The 23119-nt window shown below is 38.5% G+C and carries 18 protein-coding genes and 1 tRNA gene; 9 read left to right on the top strand and 10 right to left on the bottom strand.

Annotated features, from left to right (window positions below; translation table 11 throughout):
• Positions 1-843: LysR family transcriptional regulator (locus tag AACU98_RS09420; protein WP_161735863.1), on the top strand; the 843-nt coding region annotated here is incomplete at its 5' end.
• A 24-nt stretch (positions 844-867) separates the two neighbouring features.
• Here AACU98_RS09420 and AACU98_RS09415 read toward each other — a convergent pair.
• The 3 genes from AACU98_RS09415 to AACU98_RS09405 form a co-directional block, all read right to left on the bottom strand.
• Positions 868-952, bottom strand: a tRNA-Tyr gene (locus AACU98_RS09415).
• Between the two features lie 276 nt (positions 953-1228).
• Complete coding sequence (gene purU / locus AACU98_RS09410; protein WP_004243254.1) at positions 1229-2077, bottom strand: formyltetrahydrofolate deformylase; 849 nt, start codon at positions 2075-2077, stop codon at positions 1229-1231.
• Positions 2078-2115: 38 nt separating this feature from the next.
• Positions 2116-2607 (bottom strand): YchJ family protein, encoded by a 492-nt coding sequence (locus AACU98_RS09405; protein ID WP_004243253.1) that lies wholly within the window; start codon positions 2605-2607, stop codon positions 2116-2118.
• 122 nt (positions 2608-2729) lie between these two features.
• Between AACU98_RS09405 and rssB the strand changes: the two genes are divergently transcribed.
• The 3 genes from rssB (at position 2730) to AACU98_RS09390 (ending at position 6099) form a co-directional block, all read left to right on the top strand.
• On the top strand, positions 2730-3749 hold the full coding sequence (rssB, locus tag AACU98_RS09400) for a two-component system response regulator RssB (RefSeq protein WP_161735861.1): 1020 nt from the start codon (positions 2730-2732) through the stop codon (positions 3747-3749).
• A 181-nt stretch (positions 3750-3930) separates the two neighbouring features.
• Complete coding sequence (gene galU / locus AACU98_RS09395; RefSeq protein WP_004243251.1) at positions 3931-4836, top strand: UTP--glucose-1-phosphate uridylyltransferase GalU; 906 nt, start codon at positions 3931-3933, stop codon at positions 4834-4836.
• 255 nt (positions 4837-5091) lie between these two features.
• Positions 5092-6099, top strand: a complete 1008-nt coding sequence (locus AACU98_RS09390) for an NAD-dependent epimerase (RefSeq protein WP_012368012.1) — start codon at positions 5092-5094, stop codon at positions 6097-6099.
• A 229-nt stretch (positions 6100-6328) separates the two neighbouring features.
• Here the strand turns inward: AACU98_RS09390 and hns are convergent, their stop codons facing one another.
• A complete protein-coding gene (hns, locus tag AACU98_RS09385; RefSeq protein ID WP_004243249.1) occupies positions 6329-6733 on the bottom strand; it encodes a histone-like nucleoid-structuring protein H-NS in 405 nt (134 codons plus the stop codon).
• 509 nt (positions 6734-7242) lie between these two features.
• Here hns and AACU98_RS09380 point away from each other — a divergent pair.
• Positions 7243-7839, top strand: a complete 597-nt coding sequence (locus tag AACU98_RS09380) for a thymidine kinase (protein WP_004243248.1) — start codon at positions 7243-7245, stop codon at positions 7837-7839.
• A 1176-nt stretch (positions 7840-9015) separates the two neighbouring features.
• Here the strand turns inward: AACU98_RS09380 and adhE are convergent.
• Positions 9016-11679 carry a bifunctional acetaldehyde-CoA/alcohol dehydrogenase gene (adhE, locus tag AACU98_RS09375; RefSeq protein ID WP_004243246.1) on the bottom strand — a complete coding sequence of 888 codons (2664 nt, stop codon included), beginning with the start codon at positions 11677-11679 and terminating at the stop codon, positions 9016-9018.
• A 514-nt stretch (positions 11680-12193) separates the two neighbouring features.
• Here adhE and AACU98_RS09370 point away from each other — a divergent pair.
• A complete protein-coding gene (locus AACU98_RS09370) occupies positions 12194-12838 on the top strand; it encodes a YchE family NAAT transporter (RefSeq protein WP_004243244.1) in 645 nt (214 codons plus the stop codon).
• Between the two features lie 92 nt (positions 12839-12930).
• Here the strand turns inward: AACU98_RS09370 and AACU98_RS09365 are convergent, their stop codons facing one another.
• The 5 genes from AACU98_RS09365 to AACU98_RS09345 form a co-directional block, all read right to left on the bottom strand.
• The gene (locus AACU98_RS09365; protein WP_088206581.1) at positions 12931-13644 is read right to left on the bottom strand and encodes an ABC transporter ATP-binding protein; all 714 of its coding nucleotides are present in this window, start codon (positions 13642-13644) and stop codon (positions 12931-12933) included.
• On the bottom strand, positions 13634-14470 hold the full coding sequence (locus AACU98_RS09360) for an ABC transporter ATP-binding protein (RefSeq protein WP_161735859.1): 837 nt from the start codon (positions 14468-14470) through the stop codon (positions 13634-13636). Before AACU98_RS09360 ends, AACU98_RS09365 begins: the two co-directional genes overlap by 11 nt.
• Positions 14463-15293, bottom strand: coding sequence for an ABC transporter permease (locus tag AACU98_RS09355; RefSeq protein WP_036918445.1), 831 nt, complete (start codon positions 15291-15293; stop codon positions 14463-14465). Before AACU98_RS09355 ends, AACU98_RS09360 begins: the two co-directional genes overlap by 8 nt.
• Positions 15293-16333: an ABC transporter permease gene (locus AACU98_RS09350; RefSeq protein WP_004248219.1), complete on the bottom strand. Its 1041-nt coding sequence runs from the start codon at positions 16331-16333 to the stop codon at positions 15293-15295. The genes AACU98_RS09355 and AACU98_RS09350 overlap by 1 nt, the downstream gene beginning before the upstream one ends.
• A 74-nt stretch (positions 16334-16407) precedes the next feature.
• Positions 16408-17973 carry an ABC transporter substrate-binding protein gene (locus AACU98_RS09345; RefSeq protein ID WP_170827679.1) on the bottom strand — a complete coding sequence of 522 codons (1566 nt, stop codon included), beginning with the start codon at positions 17971-17973 and terminating at the stop codon, positions 16408-16410.
• Positions 17974-18307: 334 nt separating this feature from the next.
• Here AACU98_RS09345 and nirB point away from each other — a divergent pair, with 334 nt between their 5' ends.
• Genes nirB through cysG form a run of 3 tightly spaced genes read left to right on the top strand, consistent with a single transcriptional unit; the run spans position 18308 to position 22592 of the window.
• Complete coding sequence (gene nirB / locus AACU98_RS09340; protein WP_017628064.1) at positions 18308-20854, top strand: nitrite reductase large subunit NirB; 2547 nt, start codon at positions 18308-18310, stop codon at positions 20852-20854.
• On the top strand, positions 20851-21183 hold the full coding sequence (nirD, locus tag AACU98_RS09335; protein ID WP_036907917.1) for a nitrite reductase small subunit NirD: 333 nt from the start codon (positions 20851-20853) through the stop codon (positions 21181-21183). Before nirB ends, nirD begins: the two co-directional genes overlap by 4 nt.
• A 26-nt stretch (positions 21184-21209) precedes the next feature.
• Complete coding sequence (gene cysG, locus AACU98_RS09330; protein ID WP_161735857.1) at positions 21210-22592, top strand: siroheme synthase CysG; 1383 nt, start codon at positions 21210-21212, stop codon at positions 22590-22592.
• The last annotated feature ends 527 nt before the right edge of the window (positions 22593-23119 follow it).

Here is a 23119-nt window from a genome sequence, read left to right as displayed (position 1 = left end):
GAGGCCTTTATGGCCGTCGTTGAAAATGGATCCTTAAGTAAAGCTGCTCGTGTGATGAACCGAACGACACCACCTGTAGCGAAATCAATCAAAGATTTTGAAGCCGTGCTAGGGAAGCGCTTGTTTAAGCGGGAAAAGTTTGGTATGAGTTTAACGCAAGAAGGGTTAGAACTCTATAATGATTTAAAATCACTTTATCTGCAAGAAAAAGAGATAACAAAAAAACACACATCGGGCGTTATTAATAATAGCATTCATGTTTATTATGATTGGGGTAAAAGTCAATATTTAACAGCACTCTATCAAGCAGCCAATAAGAATTGTTCACATATAAATATGATGAGATTTTCGAAAGATAATTTTGAAGAGATACCAGATTATGATGGAAACACGTTAATCTTAAGCTCAGATAAAATTATTAGTGAAAAGTTTAGCTTAATACATCAAGTTAAAAATAAATATCTAGGAATATGTTGCCAACAAATGTTAGCACAAAAAGCACAAGAGAATATCAATACATTGCTAAAAGAAAATATTTGGTTATGTGATCCCGCTTTATATAAAACAGCAAAAATAAAGAAATTAGAAAATGAAATAGCGGATCAGGGTAAACCTGTCAGTATTAGATTGATGGATGATTTAAATTGTTGTTTAAACTTTATTCAAACTCACCATTCGCTATTATTTACTGATGAAAACCCGATTAAAAGTGAGGATGAAAAGCAACTGTGCTTTATACCTTTAACACAAACGGAAATGATTTATAATTGTTATATCTATAAATCTAAATATCACTCGAGTATATTGAACAGGTTTGTTGATTTAATAAAAGAATTGGAATGAAAAAATAGTGAAGAGTATTGAAGATGGTGGTGGGAGAAGGATTCGAACCTTCGAAGTCTGTGACGGCAGATTTACAGTCTGCTCCCTTTGGCCGCTTGGGTATCCCACCAACATTAAATTGTCTTGCTGTCCGTGACAGCGGGCGCAATAATACCAAATACCTGAGATGTGTAAAGTGCTATTTTAAGAAAAAGCGATCAACTGCTGTAAAAATATCCGCTTTGCTTAACTGTTGTGCTATATCGTATTGATTTTAGATAGAAAGCTATAGTGATTGACTTGGATGTGTAACAAAAAATAAAAAGAGCCTGTGATAAAATAACTATCTCAGGCTCTTGTTACTTTAGGCTTGTGTCGTAGTTACACTAATTTAAAACGGGTAAGCCTACAAAATAATTGTTCTGTTGCCATAAACAAAAACACGTTGCGAGAGCACCCAATAGAGGGCGTGGCTTAGTACGTTTTTCTCTACATCCCGTCCTGCGCGCATCATATCTTCTGCTGAAAAAGTGTGGTCTACGTTTATTACATTTTGAGTAATAATAGGGCCTTCATCTAAATTATCATTTACATAGTGAGCTGTGGCGCCAATAATTTTTACACCACGTTCATAGGCTTGATGATATGGGCGGGCGCCAATAAATGCCGGTAAGAAAGAATGATGAATATTAATAATTTGATTTGGGTAATGTTGTACAAATGCGGGGGTTAATACACGCATATATTTAGCTAATACCACATAATCAGGTTTGTATTGGTCAATTTGTGCTATCAGTTTTTCATCATGTTGATCACGGGTTAACCCTTCATGACTAATGAGATGGAAAGGGATCCCAAATTGCTCAACAAGGTGTTTTAGCGTGTCGTGATTACCAATAACTGCTGCAATTTCAACATCCAGATCACCAAAAGCGCTTTTCATTAAGAGGTCACCAATACAATGGGCTTCTTTAGTGACCATAATGACGATACGGCGGCGACCGGCAGTATTAAGCTCTCGCTGTGAGCCTTGTGGAAGTGCATCATCTAAATCGGCTAAAAAGGTTTCATCATTAAAAATGCCTTCTAGCTCAGTACGCATAAAAAAGCGGCCAGTGCGATGATCAACAAACTCATTATTTTGAACAATATTGAGCTGATGTTTATAACAAATATTAGTAATTTTTGCGATAAGTCCTTTCGCATCTGGACAAATAGTACGTAGTATTTTCTTTTGAGTATTTTGGTGTTGCATGTATGGATAAATCCTTTAATTTACTTCTGTGTTTGCAATTATTTTCTGTTGTGTTCACAACATTTTTTGTATTTACGGCCTGAGCCACAAGGACAGGGATCGTTTCGTCCTACTTTAGGCTGTACACCATCAATATAAAACCAGCAGTCGTCTATTTTTAGAAAACGAGAGCGTTCATGTAGATACTGCTTATCATCAGCATTTATTTCAATAAAGCAAGCTGAGAATTCAACAAAGGCTTCGTTATCACGAGGGTTTTCTTGTGCCGATATAATATGTAACCCTAGCCATTGTGTATTGGGAAACGTGGCGATTAACTCATCCCGTAAAGAAGGTGTACGACACGAAGGGTGCCATGTTTTGATTAGGTGATCTGCATTATGAGTCACAAAAGCACTATAGCGAGAGCGCATTAACGCTTGAGCTGTAGGGGCATTTTTTGTCCCTAATAAGTAAGGCTCACAGCACTCACTATAAGGCAATTGGCTATTGCAGGGGCATAAATTTGACAAGGTAATGTCCTGATCCATTTTTATACGACGATCCCCATCAGAAAAATAGCGATTAGGAATAATAAACGTCAATGTTGAACTAAACTAATAATGTAACGCTAAATAAACCGCAAGTGAAATGATAGTTATGGGTATTACTAATGAATAAAGCCTTAGTCGGTAAAAAAATTCTCATTATTGATGATGAGGTTGTATTTCGCACAATGCTCACTGAGTATTTTTCACACGAAAAGGCTTGCGTTTATGCGACTGACAATGGTAGCCAAGCATTGTTGTTACTTGAAGAGGGACTAAGACCTGATCTTATTTTATGTGATATCAGAATGCCTGTTATGAATGGGCCGACTTTTTTATGTCATCTAGAGCAGCGTCATTGGTCTTTTCCTGTTATTGCTATTTCATGTACTGACAACATGGCTGAAATTGATGATATGTTGCGCTTTGGCGCTCAGGACGTTTTTCTTAAGCCCGTAACTAATTTAGCTAAGTTAAAACAGAAGGTCATTGAAGTATTATGTCCAGGTTTTTTTGAGTCTGAATTAATTGCAAGGGGACAACTTGGACCTCTTTGGAATAACTTACGAGAACAGCCTCATTATATTCAATCCTTTGTTAAACAGATGCAACCGCAAGTTAAACAAATTGTCGCAGGATATAATGTTAATTATCGTCAATTAAATGATGCATCCCAAATGGGGTTGTTATTTGATATAGCGACTTTATCAAAAGATCAAATCATTTTTTACTGTGTTGACGTCTCTAATGATGAAGAAAATGGGTTACTCGTTGCGCTGCTTTTAAGGGTGGTTTTTAATCGTTTCCTAAAAGCTACTGAGAAAAGACGCTTCTTACCTAGTATGTATAACATATTGAATAAAATCAATAAAATGCTTGAGGATATGGGGGTGAGAGGATCATTCCCGCTGATTTTAGGTTATTACCACACCAAGGAAAAAAATATATTATTAGCGTCAGCAGGACTACGAGCTGAAATAAAAATAGAGAATAAAAAATATGTTTTAAATAGTAGTATACCTTTAGGAACACTACACTCTTTATATATTAACCAAATAAAGTGTGTGGGAATAGATTGGCAATGTAAAATTTGGAATCAGCACCATAAAATTAATTTAATGTTCTCACCTATACATAAACGTTAAATTTAGATTAAATAAAATCTGTTATTGCACATATATTAAACATAAATGAAGAACAATCTCAATTAAGCGATGATGCTCTGTTTATCCGTAGATATTAGCTGGTATACTCTGGCGATTATTTTTTTATATGTACCATAACATCATAGGAATATCATGGTACTTAATTTGTAGGAGAAGAGTAATGTCATCAGTGGTGCGTAAAGTAAGAAAAGCGGTGATCCCTGTTGCAGGGCTAGGAACAAGAATGTTGCCTGCCACCAAGGCTATCCCAAAAGAGATGCTACCTGTTGTTGATAAACCTTTAATTCAATATGTTGTTAATGAATGTATTGCAGCTGGCATCAATGAAATTGTGCTAGTTACACACTCTTCAAAAAATTCTATTGAAAACCATTTTGATACCAGTTTTGAATTAGAAGCTATTTTAGAAAAACGAGTTAAGCGTCAGTTGTTGGAAGAAGTACAAGGTATTTGTCCAAGTCACGTTACTATTATGCAAACTCGCCAAGGAATAGCAAAAGGATTAGGCCATGCCATTTTATGTGCAAAACCTTTGGTGGGTGATGAGCCTTTCGCTGTTATCTTGCCGGATGTTATTTTAGACCGATATAGTGCTGATCTGACTAAGGTTAATTTAAAAGAGATGCTTTCTCATTTTGAACAATCTGGCGCAAGTCAAATTTTAGTAGAGCCTGTTCCTGAAGAGGAAGTATCTAACTACGGGATTGTTGACTGCATGGGAGAACATTTACAGCCTGGCGACAGTAAACCCATTACTCGTGTGGTAGAAAAACCGAAGAAAGAAGAAGCACCTTCAAATTTATCTATTGTTGGTCGTTATGTGTTGTCTGAAAACATTTGGCCTTTATTAGCCAAAACGGCACCTGGAGCAGGGGATGAAATTCAATTAACTGACGCGATTGCAATGTTAATTGAAAAAGAGCCTGTAGAAGCTTATCACCTACAAGGAAAAAGCCACGATTGTGGTAATAAATTAGGTTATATGAAAGCTTTTGTTGAATATGGTTTACAGCACGAAGAGTTTGGCGAAGAGTTCACGAAATGGATAAAATCACTGCAAGCTTAATGTGTTGAGTAACAAAATTTAACGATTTATCTTGTTAATAGTGTCGCACTGTCATTTTAATTTTATAATGTGGTGCGGCATTTATTTATGGCTTAAAGCTTAAAAGTACCGCTATAAAAGATGATAAATTACAGTGCTAATATTGATATATATATCGGCATTGACTAGGTTAAGCGTTATGATGTTAATTGAGGTGATATTAAGCATGATAGCGCTTAGCGCAGAAATCAATTAATTGGGTTATTTGAGTATAATATGAAAATATTAGTAACAGGTGCAGCAGGATTTATTGGCTACCATTTAAGCCAGCGTTTGATAGAAATGGGTTATCATGTTGTCGGGATAGATAATCTCAATGATTATTATGATGTGCGCTTAAAAGAAGCACGATTAGCTAAACTTAATCAGTTGGATAACTTCCAATTTGATAAAATTGATATTACAGATTCAGTGAGTATTGCGCAATTATTTGCTGATCACCGTTTTGATCGAGTTATTCACTTGGCGGCTCAGCCTGGCGTTCGTTATTCAATTGAAAACCCAATGGCATATATCGATGCTAATATTGTAGGCCATATTAATATATTAGAAGGTTGTCGCCATCATAACGTTGGGCATTTGATTTATTCGTCATCAAGCTCGGTATATGGTTTAAATCAAAAGCAACCTTTCTCTACAGAAGATAGTGTTGATCATCCGGTATCACTTTATGCTGCGACGAAAAAAGCCAACGAATTAATGTCTCATAGCTATTCTCATTTATATCAGCTACCCACAACAGGACTGCGATTTTTTACCGTATATGGTCCTTGGGGGCGTCCTGATATGGCACTATTTAAATTTACTAAAGCTATGTTAGCGGGTGAGCCTATCGATGTTTATAATGGCGGAAATATGACCCGTGATTTCACTTATGTCGATGATATTGTCAGTTCTGTGGTACGTTTAATTAATATTATTCCTCAACCCAACCCAAATTGGACCGTAGAGCAGGGGGAAACTTCATCAAGTTCTGCACCTTATAAAATATATAATGTGGGTAATGGGCAACCTACAAAGTTAATGGATTTTATTACAGCAATAGAAAAATCACTCAATATTAAAGCTAAATTGAACTTAATGCCGATGCAAGATGGTGATGTACTTTCAACCTGTGCTGATTGTAGCGATTTAGCTCAGACAACAGGTTTTTCACCCAACACTGCAGTAGAGTATGGTGTGAAGCAGTTTGTGGATTGGTATGTAGATTATTACCAGCAATAATCAGAGCATAGATATAATGCACAAGACAAAAAGGAGCCTTAAAGCTCCTTTTTTATTATAAAATTAACTAATTAATTTTATCAATACATTCACTATATTTGTAAAGCCCTTTTTATTTAAAAGCTTCATCAGCCTATTAAAGTTAAACGCTCGTTTAATAAAAATGACTAAACAAGAAAAATACCCTTTTAATTTTTAAAAGGGTATTTTAAATAGAGTATGCATTAAATTAGATGAGGAAATCTTCTAAAGATTTGCCTTCTTCTTCAATTGCACGTTTGATTACAGCTGGTGTACGGCCTTGGCCTGTCCAAGTTTTAGTTTCACCATTATCATCAACGTATGAATATTTAGCAGGACGTGCTGCACGTTTAGCACGACCAGTTTTGCTTGCGCCAGCAGCTTCAAGCAGGTCAGTTGGATCAATACCATCGGCAATTAATAGCTCACGGTATTTTTGTAATTTTTGCTGACGTTCTTCAATTTCAGCTTGCATTGCTTGTTCTTCTTCGCGGCGTTCATTAACAACGACTTCAAGTTTCTCAAGCATTTCTTCTAAAGTTTCTAAAGAAGTTTCTCTTGCCTGTGCACGAAGAGTACGGATGTTATTTAATATTTTTAAAGATTCGCTCATTTTCCTGGTCTCAAATAAATGTTGTTGGCTGATGTAATACTAATAATAGATTGCTATTTAAAATTCTGCAATAGCTAAATACAAACCAAACGTAAATTTTCTTTTTTTAAAACGAATATCTTTACAAAAAAATATTAAAAGTTGGGGCATCTTTCGCCAATAAAGGAAATATTAGTAATGATATACATCTTTTAACTGGTGATAGCGCTAATGTAAAAGAATAGAAAACGTTGTCTACTTTTTTATAATAACGGATTTTTTTCTAAAAATGCGCTTAGAGTAACTTTCATAGTTTAATAACTGTATATCAAAGGCGGGGTTAATATGTTAAGTACCTATTAAGGCTATTTATTTTTTAAACAAAAAAATTGCCTCATCAGTGATCCTGCGCTTTTTTCGCTATATCTTTTATAGAAATAAAGGCTATAAATAGTTGTCGTTGATAACTTCTCGTTTGTTTATGTTAAACTGCTTCCCGCGATAATACACACTATTTAAGGAGAGAGCTGATGGCTCAGCTTTACTTTTATTATTCAGCTATGAATGCCGGAAAATCAACATCTTTATTGCAGTCTTCTTATAACTATAATGAGCGAGGAATGCGAACTTTGATTTTTACGGCAGCGATAGACACACGTTTTGCCAAGGGAAAAGTAACCTCAAGGATAGGGTTAAGTGCTGATGCATTGCTTTTCAGTGATGATATGAATATTCGTGATGCTATTTTAGCTGAAAATAATAAAGAGCCTATTCATTGTGTTTTGATTGATGAATGCCAATTTTTGACTAAAGCACATGTAGAGCAACTTTGTGAAATTACCGATAGTTATGATATACCCGTTTTAACCTATGGCTTAAGAACGGATTTTAGAGGTGAATTATTTACCGGTAGTGCTTATTTGCTTGCATGGGCTGACAAGCTCGTTGAGCTTAAAACAGTTTGTTACTGCGGGCGTAAAGCAAATAAAGTATTACGCTTAGCGGCAAATGGGAAAGTACTTTCAGACGGCGCACAAGTGGAAATAGGTGGTAATGAAAAATATGTTTCAGTGTGCCGCAAACATTATACAGAGGCTACGTTAAAAGGACGAATTGAACAGTTATAATGCAAAATTCCTCTTCTCTATTGTTAATTGGTGCGGGAATAGAGGGGGGGAAATATAATCGTCTAAATAAATGTTATCTCTTGTTATACTAAAAAAAGGTTATCTATTTTTAGAAGTTACGTTTTATATTTACTGTATTTTATAATTTATAACTGAAAATAGCATCAATAATGTAAAAAAATGTTAGTTTTTTTCTAGAAACATTTATTCGTTTTCTCCGTTTCATTATCTTTAATCAATAAAAAGGTAATCAGATATACGTAGGTTCTTTGTTTTGTGATGTAGATATTGATTTTTACAAATGTTCTAAGATGATGACATTTGATACTTCGCCATTATTTATAGTTTAATAAAACTGAATAAAGAAGAGAAAAAATGCTTGTGAGTGAAAAAATATTTCAACCATTTAATGGCTCAGGTGAAATGTTTATATCTAAATATTCATATTGGTTATGAGTAAAAAAGAGGAAACTGTGCTTAATAGACCAAATATAAACATGTGAATTACCACTAAAGTAGTATTTATTAGATAAAAAATACACAAATAGCCCCTACTTTGAATGTTATATACTGCTTAATAAGCAAAAGTGAGTTCGATAATATTTTATTGAAATTTTATTTTTATAAGTTTATTCCTTTCTTCGATAGATCAAAATCTTTTGATATTTCTCTTTTTTATGGTGTTGCGGTAAAAAGTGCTTATTAAAAAATAAGCACCTCATTTTATTACATTAATAGTGCCTACTTTTGCTCAACTCTCATTTTTGTGCGATAAGCCTTATCATAAGAATAATTGTGTCGTGTGGTTTAACTCAATGAGAAATTTTAGCGTTTTCATTTCTAGGTAATCAGATATCAAAGCGCTGTAAAGCACGTTAAGCGCTTAATCACGGTTAAGCTGAATAAAGAGATGGATGTTGATAAAAATGAGGGAGAGGGCGATTGGTGCTGTTTTAGCAACGTATACCTAAAAGTGATAATCACAAGGCGGCTCTCTCATCTATCTTGCTGGACGTCATATTAAATATAAGGAAGAAAAATAAATTGAGAGATAAGGGGATTAGAACATTATTGTTATCCATTGATAGACAAAATAAAACCAGCCTTGTGGCTGGTTTTATAGTAAAGCAATCATCGAAGATTGAAGGCTAATCTGTTAATACAGAGATAGCGCTATTATTTCTTACTGCTTTTTTTCGCAGGCTTCGCTTCTTTTACCTCAGCAACAGGGTGCTCGTTAAATTCGCGGCCGTAGTAAGAATCTAATAACAGTTGTTTTAACTCAGAGATCAGCGGATAACGTGGGTTAGCACCGGTACACTGATCATCAAACGCATCTTCTGATAATTTATCCACTTTCGCTAAGAAATCACTTTCTTGTACGCCCGCCTCACGGATAGAAGCAGGGATACCTAATGAAGATTTCATCTCTTCTAACCAAGCTAACAGTTTTTCAATCTTAGCGGCTGTGCGATCACCAGGAGCAGACAGTTCTAAGTGATCAGCAATTTCAGCATAACGACGACGTGCTTGTGGACGGTCATATTGGCTAAATGCAGTCTGTTTTGTTGGGTTATCATTCGCGTTATAACGAATAACGTTAGAAATTAATAACGCATTGGCAAGACCATGAGGAATATGGAATTCAGAGCCTAATTTATGCGCCATTGAGTGACAAACCCCTAAGAAGGCGTTAGCAAATGCAATACCTGCGATGGTGGCTGCATTGTGGACACGCTCACGAGCAACCGGATTTTTAGCACCTTCATGATAGCTTGCTGGCAGATATTCTTTCAGCAATTTCAGAGCTTGCAGTGCCTGACCATCAGAATACTCATTGGCTAATACAGAAACATAAGCTTCTAATGCGTGAGTCACCGCATCTAAACCACCAAAAGCACAGAGTGATTTAGGCATATTCATCACCAGATTGGCATCTACAATCGCCATATCTGGCGTTAATGCGTAGTCTGCTAATGGATATTTTTGGCCTGTTTCATCATCAGTCACAACAGCAAATGGTGTAACTTCAGAGCCTGTACCTGATGTTGTGGTAATTGCTACCATTTGAGCCTTCACACCCATTTTCGGGAATTTATAAATACGTTTACGGATATCCATAAAGCGTAATGCTAATTCTTCGAAGTGTGTTTCTGGGTGTTCATACATTACCCACATAATCTTAGCCGCATCCATTGGTGAACCGCCACCTAATGCGATGATCACATCAGGTTTAAAGCTGTTCATCTGCTCTGCACCTTTGCGTACGACACTTAATGTGGGATCTGCTTCAACTTCAAAGAAAACTTCCGTTTCAACACCAAATTTTTTCAGTACATTGGTCACTTCATCAACGTAACCGTTGTTGAATAAGAAACTGTCTGTAACGATAAATGCGCGTTTTTTACCATCAGTTGCAATCTCTTCCAGTGCAATAGGTAAGCAACCACGGCGGAAATAAATTGATTTAGGAAGTTTGTGCCACAACATATTTTCTGCTCTTTTCGCCACGGTTTTAGTGTTGATAAGGTGTTTTGGCCCTACGTTCTCAGAAATGGAGTTACCACCCCATGAGCCACAGCCTAAAGTGAGAGAAGGAGCGAGTTTAAAGTTGTATAAGTCACCAATACCCCCTTGTGATGCCGGTGTATTGATTAAAATACGGGAAGTTTTCATTTTGTCGCCAAAGTAGGCAACATGTTCAGGACAGTTGTCTTGATCGGTATATAAACAAGAAGTATGACCAATACCGCCCATTTCAACTAATTTTTCTGCTTTATGTACCGCATCTTCAAAGTTTTGTGCATGGTACATTGCTAACAGAGGCGATAGTTTTTCGTGAGCAAAAGGTTCTGCATCAGTAGTTTCTTTAACTTCACCAATTAAAATCTTAGTGTTAACAGGCACTTCAATACCGGCCATTTCTGCGATTTTCACTGCCGGTTGACCAACGATGGCCGCATTCAAGTTACCATCTTTTAAGATAATATCTTGAACAGCTTTTAACTCTTTACCGGTTAACATGTAGCCGCCGTGAGTGGCGAAACGTTCACGAACTTGTTTATAGATACTGTCTACGACGATAACAGATTGCTCTGAAGCACAAATAACCCCATTATCAAAGGTTTTTGACATCAAAATAGAAGCAACTGCACGTTTAATATCTGCTGAGTCATCAATAACAACAGGAGTATTACCCGCACCAACACCGATAGCAGGTTTACCTGAACTGTAAGCGGCTTTTACCATTCCTGGGCCACCTGTTGCTAAGATCAGGTTAATATCATCATGGTGCATTAATGCATTGGATAATGCCACTGAAGGTTCATCGATCCAGCCGATAATATCTTTTGGTGCACCCGCGGCGATTGCAGCGTTTAACACAATTTCAGCCGCACGGTTTGTGGCTAATTTCGCCCGTGGATGTGGAGAGAAAATAATACCGTTGCGTGTTTTTAAGCTGATTAATGCTTTAAAAATAGCGGTAGAAGTAGGGTTAGTGGTTGGCACGATACCACAGATAATACCGATAGGTTCAGCAATAGTGATAGTACCGTAGGTTAAATCTTCAGACAAAATACCGCAGGTTTTTTCGTCCTTATACGCATTGTAGATATATTCTGAAGCAAAGTGGTTTTTGATCACTTTATCTTCAACGATACCCATGCCAGACTCTTCAACAGCTAATTTTGCAAGAGGAATACGGGCGTCAGCGGCAGCTAATGCAGCAGCACGAAAAATTGCGTCAACTTTTTCTTGAGAAAAGTTAGCAAATTCAAGCTGAGCTTTTTTTACACGAGCAACCAGATCATTGAGTTCAGTAACGTTAGTTACAGACATAAAGAGACTCCTGATAAAATGTTAAACTTTTTAAGCAAATTAGCCGGTAAAATCATCACTAAATAAGAATAGCTCAAATCAAAATTTCTATACTTATTTAAGTCATTATTATTAGAAGCTCTAATTTGCTTAAAAAGCTAAGAAAAAACAATAACAAATACAAATATATTTTAAAAAGATCTCCTTTTTCTGAATGATGACAGCTTATCATCTTTCTAATTAATTAAAGTGATCTGCATCACAATAATAGCAAGCTGACACCTTTCAGCAAGTGTTTAAATGGTAATGATAATTAATTACAAAAATAAATGGACTATTTTTTTGTTGTAAGACTCTCTAGGATATAAAATTAAATCACTAGAGTTATGGTTGTTTACTAGCGAAAAATTTAGCCAAAATAATGTTAAGTAATAGAATTAACTGGTTTATTGATTTAAAGTAACGCGCATTTTTTGGAGTTACTCTATCTTTTAGAGCATAATTCGCATGTTTATTAGCCAAGAAGGGGCTTTTCATGGGGGCACTGCTGGATTTATCCGGTTATATTAAATTTTTTGTCGGTCTTTTTGCTATTGTAAACCCGATAGGGATCTTGCCTGTATTTATCAGTATGACGAGTTATCAAACGGATGCAGGACGTAATAAAACAAACTTAATTGCCAATGGCTCCGTTGCGATTATTTTGGTTATTTCCCTATTAATAGGTGATTCGATACTGAGTATTTTTGGCATCTCTATTGACTCATTTCGTATCGCTGGGGGGATGCTGATAGTGACAATCGCAATGACCATGATAAATGGGCGTTTAGGAGAAGATAAACAAAATAACCAAGAAAAAAATGAATCAGCAGTACGTAGCAGTGTTGCGGTGGTGCCTTTAGCATTACCGTTGATGGCAGGTCCTGGCGCAATTAGCTCCTGTATTGTTTGGAGTTCACGTTGGGAAGGGGTGACTAATTTCTTAGGTCTTGCTGCGACCAGTATTTTTTTTGCTTTTTGTTGCTGGTTACTGTTTCGTAGTGCCACTTTATTAGTTAAATACTTAGGTCAAACCGGTATCAACGTTGTCACGCGTATTATGGGGTTATTGTTGATGTCGTTAGGTATTGAATTTATTGTCACCGGGTTACGTTCTATTTTTCCGGGATTATTAGTATAAGCACAGTGTAATATTACCAATAGAGCAGTATTGATATTTAATACTGCTCTTATCATTTCTCTCTTTGTAATCTTTTTTGTTGCTATTTTTAATTAATCAAGACGATGAAGCCCTTGAGAAAGCGCTTTTCTATCATAATAGCAAGTCAATTGACCCTCTTCCATTAGCGCTGCGCTATCCGACATATGTGCAATAACATCTGCATCATGGCTGACCAAAAGGTAAGTCATGTTATGCTGTTTTTTTAAGGTATTAAGTAGATTTAAAATTTCTGCTTGTACCGACATATCCAGTGCAGAGGTAGGCTCATCTAACAATAACAACTGTGGTTGCAACAGTAATGCTCTGGCTATAGCCACACGTTGACGTTGTCCACCTGATAGTTGATGTGGATAACGATAAGCAATATCGCCTTCTAAGCCGACTTGCTCTAACGCTGAGGTTATTGTTGTTTTATCATAAGTAATATGATGAATTTTTAACGGCTCAATAAATGCTCGTTCTATCCGATGTTGAGGGTGTAATGAAGCATAGGGATCTTGAAACACCATCTGTATGTTACGGCGTAACTTACCTTGAAAGCGTTGCTGTGGCTTGATTGCTTGCCCTAACAACTTAATATCCCCTTGCCAATGATGTAATAATCCGGCTATAACCCGTAATACAGTTGATTTACCGCAACCAGAACGACCAATTAAACTAAAGGTTTCGCCTTGTTTAACCTGTAGATTGACACCTTTTACCACCTGCTTAATTTGTCTATTTTGTTCAAATTGAACGCGTAAATGATGAATATCAATTAGCATAAGGTGTACCTTTAAAATTCAGTGTTCTATCTAATACCGGTAATTGTGTGCCATAGGTACTCGCATTAGGGCGACAGGTCCATAAGGTGCGGGTGTATGGATGTGTGGCTTGAGATAATGCTTTTGCCTCAAGCTCATCCACTTGCTCTCCTTGATACATGACCATAACACGATCACAATATTCAGCCACTAAAGGTAGATCATGGCTAATTAACAACAAAGCCATATCTCGTTGTGCGCATTGGGTAATGATAAGTTCTAATATTTGATGTCGTAGCTGTGCATCTAGTGCGGAAGTTGGCTCATCCGCAATCAGTACCGTTGGGTTATTAATCAGCGCAATAGCGATCATCGCGCGTTGTCCCATACCGCCCGATAATTCACCGGGGTAGCGAGAAATACTCTGTTCCGGTAATCCCACGGAAAGCAAAGTTTCAGTAATTAATGCATGTCGCTCTTTATGGGATAATTTTTGATGGAGTTTTACCGTTTCTTCTACTTGCTGATAAATGGTTTTCACTGGGTTTAATGCATAACGAGGATCTTGTAATACCATTGATATTGTTTTTCCTCGTAACTGGTTCCATTGCTTAGGAGAATAAGCGAGGAGATCGTCCCCCATAAAATGCAATTTATCAGCAGAAACTTTGCCCGGCTTACGCACTAAGCCCATTAATGAGCGTGCCGTCATCGATTTTCCTGAACCAGATTCACCCACCAGCGCTAACCGCTCTTGTCCTAGCTGAAAAGAGACATTATTCACCACTCTAGCACGTGGAAAATCAATACACAGATTATCGACTTCGATTAAAGGGGCTTTATTCATGGCTTTCTCCTAATACATCGCGTAATCCATCACCCAATAAGTTAAAAGCAAGGCTACTGATCAAAATTGCCGTACCCGGAATAGCGGCCACCCACCACTGATCAAAAATAACGGGCATCCCTTCGGCAATCATTGCTCCCCATTCCGCCATGGGAGGGCGAGCACCTAGCCCAAGGAAACCTAAACCTGCTGCAGCAAGAATGATCACCGCTAAATTAAGGGCTAAACGTACAATGGCAGACGGTAAACATAAAGGAAGAATGTGCCCCCATAATAATCTAATACCTTTAATTCCCATCATTTCAGCGGCTGCAAGGTAATCACTTTTGCGTAAGTGTTGAATTTCACTACGGGCTTGGCGGGCATAAGCCGGCCATGCTGTAAGTGCAAGGGCTAATGCACCGTTAAGTAATCCCGGCCCTAACATGGCGACAAAGGCAAAGGCTAAAATTAAGGAGGGCATAGACATAATGATGTCGGTAAAACGCATTAAAATCCGCTCTGTCCAACCGCCGTAATAACCGGATAAAATGCCAATAAATAGCCCTAATGGTAGTGTTATCAAGGCAACAAGACCCACTAAACCTAACATTGGGCGTGTACCATAAATTAAGCGTGAAAGAATATCGCGACCATAACTATCAGTACCTAACCAGTGTGCGGCATTGGGGGCTAATAAGCGTTGTGCAGCGTGTTGCCAATTTGGATCATAAGGCGCTAGCCAAGGGGCAAAAATGGCAATTAGTAGCAGAAGGAGCAACAATGACAGACCGATAAACGCTGAAGGTGAGCGCGCTATTTTTGTTAAAAAGGAGAGTGACATTAGCGTAACCTCGGATCAGTCAGACGAATAACGATATCTGTCATATTATTAATCAGCACAAAACATAGACCAATAACAAGTGTGCCCCCCATAATTGCGGTGGTATCACCCGCAAAGAGAGCCGTTGTGAGATAACGACCAATCCCCGGCCAAGAAAATACCGTTTCTGTTAATACGGCACCTTCTAACATCCCTGTATAAGACAAGGCGATAATGGTCATCAATACACCGCGAATATTAGGTAATACATGGGTAAATAAGAGACGTAATTCGCCAATCCCTTTTGCTCTGGCGAGAGTGACATACTCTTTATTCATCTCATTTAAACAGGCAGAGCGTGTTAAACGGGTAATAGATGCCAGCGCAAAATAGGCTAGCAGAGAAACCGGTAATATGAGATGTGATAGAGCGTTTAGAAAGGCATCTTTATCACCTGCCAGTAGAGTGTCAATCAAGGCAAAGCCGGTTACAGGCTCAATGGTAAATTGATAAATATCATCCAAACGTCCTGGGCCTGCTGTCCATTGCAATGTGGCATAAAAAATAAGGAGTAGTATTAAACCTAACCAGAAAATAGGGACTGAGCTACCTAATAGCGTTAAAAAGCGTAAGATAAAATCAAAGGGGGTGCCAACAAAACGCGCACATAACACACCAAATAAAACCCCCAAACTAGCGCCAATGACTAAGGCGACAGTGGCTAATTCTAAAGTGGCTGGAAAGGTGGCGATTAAATCATCAAATACCGGTTGACCCGTTGACGTCGCCGTACCTAAATTTCCTTGCAATAGTGCTTCTACATAGTGGAAAAATTGCATGTAGATGGGTAAATCTAACCCTAACTCATGTTTTACTTGATTATAAGTTTCAATACTGGCGTGATCACCAACAATTTGTAAAACAGGATCCACAGGGGAAAACGCAGAAAGCGTAAAAGTAATAACCAGTAACCCTAAAAGTGTTAGCGCCAATGTCAATATACCTTGAACCAAGGTAAACAACTGGCTTTTTAGGCGAGTGGATATCGTGAGTGTATTCATACGGCAACAGCCTTGAAATCGCAAAAAATAGACCACTCACAATAACATGATTGTGAGTGGCGTCAGGAAAATGATCACTTAGTGACTTTGTCGTAATAGACCATATCGGCATTTAGACCTTGAGCATAACCTTTCACGTTATCCCGTAATACAATCTGATTTTTGCCTTGGTCGATAAACACGTAAGGTGAACTGCGTTGTAGCTCTTTTTGCATTTCAGTATAAAGGGACTGACGTTTAGCCTTATCCGCTTCATTAAGGGCGACGAGTGTTTGTTTACTTAACTCAGGAATATTCCAATTATTTAACCAAGCCACGGTATTTGATTGCCCGTCATTATAGGCAAAAGCGCTAGCATTGGAGTGAGCATCAAAATAGTCGGGGATCCAAAAACGGATCGCCGCTTGGTGCTGCCTTGCTCTCACTCGGCTATAAACTTGACTACCGGCAGCAGGTAACAGATCAACCTGTACACCCGCTTGTGCAAAGCTTGCTTGAATAGATTGTGCAACGGTGATGTAAGGAACTTTGTTTTCTACATCGAGAGTAAAACGTGCATGAGTAATTCCTGCTTTTGCTAAGATATCTTTCGCTTTTTGCGGATCAAAACTAAATGGATTATCTTCTAATGCCCCCGGTAATCCCACCGGTAAGAAACTTTGGTGAATAAAATATTGCCCACGCATTAAGTCATTGGTGATCCCTTTATAATCGACCAAATAGCGCGCTGCTTGCCAAAATGCCGGATTGCTAAGAAGCGGATTTCCGCTACCGGTATTAAACGCCATATAGACTTGCTCAGCAGAAGGGATATTTAAAATTTGAATGCCAGGTTTACCTGCTAATGCTGCAGTTTGGTCTGTACCTAAGTCACGGGCAATATCCGCATCGCCTTTTTCAATTAACAGACGGCGTGAAGCGGGATCGGGCACATTTTTGATAATAATATTGGCTATCTTAGGCGCACCGGTCGGTGAAAGAGGGTTAGCTTCTAACACAATGGCTTGGCGAGGTTTGTAGGCACGCATTTTATAAGCACCACTACCAGCCGAATTCATTTTTAGCCAATTATTACCAAAGTCATTATTTTTAATATGTGCGGCAATCAATTTCTCATCAACAATAGAAGCGATTGGTGTAGAAAGGATGTTAAGTACCACATCAGGGCTAACATCTGCTGTCCAACGTACTTCAATCTCTTTATCACTGACTTTTTTCAATAGGGTATTAATATTATCTGCTTTCCAACCTAGCACATTTAAAATAAAAGCAGGGGATTTATTCATCGTCACTGCACGCTGGTAAGAGAAGATAATATCTTCTGGGCGTACGCTATTACCGGAGGCAAATTTTGCATCCTGTTTAATTTTAAAGACGATAGATTTTTGTTCAGGGTGAGCCTGCCAACTCTCGACTAAAATTGGCTCGTTAATTTCTGGATTGTCACGGTTAGGCTGAACAATACGTTGATATAAACTTGGTACGGTCTGAATACTTGATAATTCGTTACTTTCGGCAGGATCAAGGCTAACAATATCATCAAGGCCTTGTACTACAATCAATGTATTGGCGGGTGTTGCTGCCAATACAGGGGCACTGAGAGCACCCATCACAAGTAATGATAATAATTTGGTTTTCACTTTCATTGGACGCTCCCTGAAATAGTCTCGCTTTCGTTATTATGTCAATAACTTATTAGTTATTACTTTTGGAAATTAACTTAGGCAAAATAAGCGCATTTCGCAAAGTTTTTATTACACTTATATATAACACCTCGTTATAAGCCTTTTGAATTAATTATGGTTGAGGAATAATTAATCGCAACAAACGACGAATAAAATACTACTTTGGTAGTAATATGTTGACTATTAAGTTGTATTGGCTGAATTGATTAAGCTGTATTTGATATTCATCAATATCTCTTATGAGTAGCCTCGTATTTTAACCTTAGATACCTTTAGATCTGAGGCAAAAATGAGCAAGAAAACACTCGCAATCATCGGTAACGGCATGGTTGGACACCGTTATATAGAAGAATTGATTGATAAGGGCGGCAATGAAACGTTCAATATTATCGTCTTTTGTGAAGAACCTCGTATTGCATATGATAGAGTCCATCTCTCTTCCTATTTTTCTCATCACACCGCTGAAGAGCTCTCGTTAGTTAAACCCGGTTATTACGAGAAACATCATATTGAAGTATTAGTGGGTGAGCGTGTGATCACCATTAATCGTGAAGAAAAAGTGGTGCACACCAATACCGGGCGTTGTGTTAGCTACGACAAATTGATCATGGCAACAGGCTCCTACCCATGGGTTCCTCCTATTAATGGAAACAACTCACCAGATTGTTTTGTTTACCGAACTATTGAAGATTTAAATGCGATTGAAGCTTGTGCTCGTTTAAGCCGTAAAGGGGCGGTTATTGGCGGCGGGCTGTTAGGTTTAGAAGCCGCTGGTGCGCTAAAAAGTTTAGGTATTGAAACTCATGTGATTGAATTTGCGCCAACGCTAATGGCAGAACAGCTTGATAGCATGGGAGGAGAGCAACTTAAACGCAAAATAGAGCGCATGGGGGTTAAAGTACACACAGCGAAAAACACCCAAGCGATCTTATCGACAGGGGAAAATGCGCGTAAAACATTACAGTTTGCCGATGGCTCCTCACTTGAGGTTGATTTTGTCGTATTTTCAACCGGTATACGTCCGAAAGATAAATTAGCACGCCAATGTTCTCTCGATATAGCACCACGAGGGGGGATTGTGATTAATGACTATTGCCAAACCTCAGATGCGGATATTTATGCCATTGGGGAGTGTGCTTCTTGGCATAACCAAACGTTTGGGTTAGTTGCCCCGGGTTATAAAATGGCTCAGGTGGCCGTTGATCATCTATTAGGTCAACAGACTGCATTCCAAGGGGCGGATTTAAGTGCAAAATTAAAACTACTCGGGGTTGATGTAGGGGGAATTGGTGATGCTCATGGTCGCCAAGCAGGTTGTCGTAGCTATATTTATCTTGATGAAGGTAAAGAGATTTATAAACGCCTGATAGTGAGTGAAGACAATAAATACCTATTAGGTGCGGTATTGGTTGGGGACACGGAAGATTATGGCAATCTGTTACAGTTAGCATTAAATACAATTGAATTACCAGAACATCCTGACACATTAATCTTACCTGCTCATGCTGGAAGTAAACCGGCAATCGGGGTTGATTCATTACCTGAAACAGCACAAATTTGCTCCTGTTTTGATGTAAGCAAAGGCGACATTATTCAAGCTATTGAACGAGGTTGTCATACGGTTGCGGCGATTAAAGCAGAAACAAAAGCGGGAACGGGGTGTGGGGGATGTATTCCGCTTATCACTCAAGTATTAAATGCGGAACTCACAAAACAAGGTATTGAAGTTAACCATCACCTTTGTGAACACTTTCACTATTCTCGCCAAGAGCTTTATCATCTTATTCGTGTTGAAGGGCTGAAAAGTTTTGATGAACTATTGAAAAAACATGGTCAAGGCTATGGCTGTGAAATTTGTAAACCAACCGTCGGCTCTCTGCTGGCTTCGTGTTGGAACGACTATATCTTGCGTGATGACTTAGTTGCGCTACAAGATACGAATGATAACTTCCTCGCCAATCTGCAAAAAGATGGCACTTACTCTATTATTCCACGCTCCCCCGGCGGTGAAATTACGCCAGCGGGTATTATTGCGATTGGACAAATTGCACAAGAATACAATTTATACACCAAAATCACAGGCTCTCAACGTATGGCGATGTTTGGTGCACAGAAGCAAGATTTACCGGCGATTTGGCAGAAATTAATTGCCGCGGGTTTTGAAACAGGCCATGCCTATGCCAAAGCGATCCGTATGGTAAAAACTTGTGTAGGAAACAGTTGGTGTCGTTTTGGGGTTGGCGATAGTGTTGGATTAGGTGTCTTTTTAGAACATCGTTATAAAGGGATCCGCACGCCGCATAAAATGAAATTTGGGGTATCTGGTTGTACCCGTGAATGCTCCGAAGCTCAGGGGAAAGATGTAGGGATTATTGCCACAGAAAAAGGCTGGAATCTCTATTTTGGTGGTAATGGGGGCATGAAACCACGTCATGGCGATCTATTCGCGGCGGATTTAGATGAAGAAACGCTGATCCATTATATTGACCGCTTTATGATGTTCTATATCCGTACTGCAGACAAATTACAACGAACCTCCGTTTGGTTAGAAAGCCTAGAAGGGGGCGTTGAATATTTACGTGAGGTCATTATTCACGACAAGTTAGGCTTAAATGCACAGTTAGAAAAAGAGCTTAAAGTTTTACAAGAGCGCGTAGCCTGTGAGTGGCAAGAAACCCTTGATTCACCACAAGCATTGAAACGTTTTGCGCACTTTATTAACAATCCGATGCCCGATCCTAATATACAGATGGTAAAAGAGCGTGCTCAGCATCGTCCTGCCCGCGTGCATGAACGTATTGATATCAAAATGGTAACAGAGGAGACGCAATCATGAGTCAATGGATAGCGGTTTGCCAATTAGATGACATCACTGTGGGGACTGGCGTTTGTGCGCTGGTGGAGCAAGATCAGGTGGCTATTTTCCGTCCATACCAAGATGAACGGCTCTACGCATTAAGTAATATTGATCCCTTCGCGCAAGCGAGTGTTTTATCACGGGGATTAATTGCAGAGCATAACAATGAGTTATATATCGTCAGTCCACTGAAAAAGCAGCATTTTCGCTTAACAGATGGTTATTGCCTTGAAGATGAGCACTATTCAATTACTCATTATGAAGTCAAAGTCGAAGGCAATACCGTCAGTGTGCGTTCGCGTCATTGATAAAACCAATAAATAGGGGAACCCAGATGGATTATTTTCCAATATTCTGTCAGCTCAACAATAAACCTTGTTTATTAGTAGGTGGCGGTGAAGTAGCAGAGCGTAAGGCACGTTTACTGATGGACGCGGGGGCGGTTATATCCGTCGTTGCACCGACATTCACACCACAATTTATGCAGTGGCAAAACGAGCAACGATTACAGTGTTTCACGGCTGAATTTAGTGTTGCTGATTTAGCTGACAAATGGCTAGTCATTGCGGCCACAGATAATGAGCAAGTGAATCAACTCGTCTATCAGCAGGCCACAGAACAACGCATTTTTTGTAACGTGGTTGACTCGCCCAAGCAAGCTAGCTTTATTATGCCCTCAGTGATTGACCGTTCCCCTATTATGGTTGCAATTTCTTCGGGAGGAAAAGCCCCAGTACTTGCACGTATCTTACGTGAAAAAATGGAACAGTGGTTGCCCAACTCGCTAGGCGCTTTAGCGCAGTTAGCAGGGAAATTACGTGAGCAAGTTAAACAACGTTTTGCCACCATGGGTGCTAGACGCTATTTTTGGGAGCGTTTTTTTGCAGATAAAGCGCTACAAGCGGAAATTGATGCAGGTAGAGATAACGGTATTCAACAACGTATCAGCACATTGCTAGCGGAAAATAACCAACCCCAAGGGAGTGTGGTGTTGGTGGGAGCAGGCCCTGGAGATGCTGGATTAATGACCATTAAAGGGCTGCAACAATGTCAGCAAGCCGATGTCGTGGTTTATGATAGATTAGTCTCTGATGAGGTTATGCATTTAGTGCGCAGAGATGCTGAACGTATTTATGTTGGTAAACGAGCTGGTTTTCATTGTGTTCCTCAAGAGGATATTAACCAAATTCTTATTAATCACGCTAAGGCAGGGAAAAGGGTAGTGAGGTTAAAAGGGGGTGATCCTTTTATTTTTGGTCGAGGAAGTGAAGAGTTAGAAGCTTTAATTGAGCATCAAATACCTTTTTCTGTGGTGCCCGGCATTACCGCGGCATCAGGCTGTACCACTTATGCCGGTATTCCGTTAACACATCGGGATTATGCACAAAGTGTGCGTTTTATTACTGGGCATGGAAAAGGGCTGAACGACGCACAATGGCAATGTATCGCACAAGATAACCAAACTTTGGTTTTTTATATGGGGCTAAGTAAAGCCGATTACATTCAGCAAATGTTACTTAATCAGCATATGCGTGCCACTATGCCAGTAGCAATAGTAGAAAAAGGTACACTGGCGACACAAAAAGTGGTTGTTGGTCAATTACAGCAACTAACTGAAATGGCAAGCTCAATGAAAAGTCCTGCATTAATTATTGTTGGTGAAGTCGTCAGTTTAAATCAAAAGCTACAATGGTTTGGTACGACTTTAGCCAATTAAAGCAAAAATTTTGAAGAAGTAGGCTAACGCTCAGAATATCCTTTATGGTTCATAACAACGATAAAGGATATTTTTTTGCTAATTCATCGGGATATAAATGAAAATAGTACTGATTTTAATTGCATTTCAAAAAATATATTAATTTTTAAAAACAAATAATAAAAATGTTTTTTTATTAATCTACCGTTATTTTTAGATTAGCCAGTTTCTGTCATTTAAAGACAGATTTGTTATTGTTTATAATCAAGTTGTGTGAAAAAAAACTTACACCGAACACATCATAAAGTTCTGTATCCTCGCTAAAAACCCATCTGATTATATTAATTTTGTGAGCTATGTAGGTTTTCTATCTATAAAAGTTGCGCGGTGTTAATTAAATGTTTATTTGTTGTTGTAGATAGCGTGATGAGAATTTTCTTTTTTCATAAGATAGAAGTCTACTGGGCTTAGTAAAGTTTAAGTGATAATAACACCGCACTAATTGACAAAATTCACTATAAGTGTAAAAAAGAAGAATATTGTTATTA

Origin of the sequence: Proteus sp. G4380 (assembly GCF_963885725.1) — a bacterium.
Taxonomy (GTDB): domain Bacteria; phylum Pseudomonadota; class Gammaproteobacteria; order Enterobacterales; family Enterobacteriaceae; genus Proteus; species Proteus mirabilis.
Note: the sequence above shows the minus strand (reverse complement) of the source record. Positions and strands in the feature narration are given on the sequence as shown.

Coding starts and splice junctions, on each gene's coding strand:
- purU (WP_004243254.1), bottom strand. CDS start 2,077: ATGCAACACCAAAATACTCAAAAGAAAATACTACGTACTATTTGTCCA.
- AACU98_RS09405 (WP_004243253.1), bottom strand. CDS start 2,607: ATGGATCAGGACATTACCTTGTCAAATTTATGCCCCTGCAATAGCCAA.
- rssB (WP_161735861.1), top strand. CDS start 2,730: ATGAATAAAGCCTTAGTCGGTAAAAAAATTCTCATTATTGATGATGAG.
- galU (WP_004243251.1), top strand. CDS start 3,931: ATGTCATCAGTGGTGCGTAAAGTAAGAAAAGCGGTGATCCCTGTTGCA.
- AACU98_RS09390 (WP_012368012.1), top strand. CDS start 5,092: ATGAAAATATTAGTAACAGGTGCAGCAGGATTTATTGGCTACCATTTA.
- hns (WP_004243249.1), bottom strand. CDS start 6,733: ATGAGCGAATCTTTAAAAATATTAAATAACATCCGTACTCTTCGTGCA.
- AACU98_RS09380 (WP_004243248.1), top strand. CDS start 7,243: ATGGCTCAGCTTTACTTTTATTATTCAGCTATGAATGCCGGAAAATCA.
- adhE (WP_004243246.1), bottom strand. CDS start 11,679: ATGTCTGTAACTAACGTTACTGAACTCAATGATCTGGTTGCTCGTGTA.
- AACU98_RS09370 (WP_004243244.1), top strand. CDS start 12,194: ATGGGGGCACTGCTGGATTTATCCGGTTATATTAAATTTTTTGTCGGT.
- AACU98_RS09365 (WP_088206581.1), bottom strand. CDS start 13,644: ATGCTAATTGATATTCATCATTTACGCGTTCAATTTGAACAAAATAGA.
- AACU98_RS09360 (WP_161735859.1), bottom strand. CDS start 14,470: ATGAATAAAGCCCCTTTAATCGAAGTCGATAATCTGTGTATTGATTTT.
- AACU98_RS09355 (WP_036918445.1), bottom strand. CDS start 15,293: ATGTCACTCTCCTTTTTAACAAAAATAGCGCGCTCACCTTCAGCGTTT.
- AACU98_RS09350 (WP_004248219.1), bottom strand. CDS start 16,333: ATGAATACACTCACGATATCCACTCGCCTAAAAAGCCAGTTGTTTACC.
- nirB (WP_017628064.1), top strand. CDS start 18,308: ATGAGCAAGAAAACACTCGCAATCATCGGTAACGGCATGGTTGGACAC.
- nirD (WP_036907917.1), top strand. CDS start 20,851: ATGAGTCAATGGATAGCGGTTTGCCAATTAGATGACATCACTGTGGGG.
- cysG (WP_161735857.1), top strand. CDS start 21,210: ATGGATTATTTTCCAATATTCTGTCAGCTCAACAATAAACCTTGTTTA.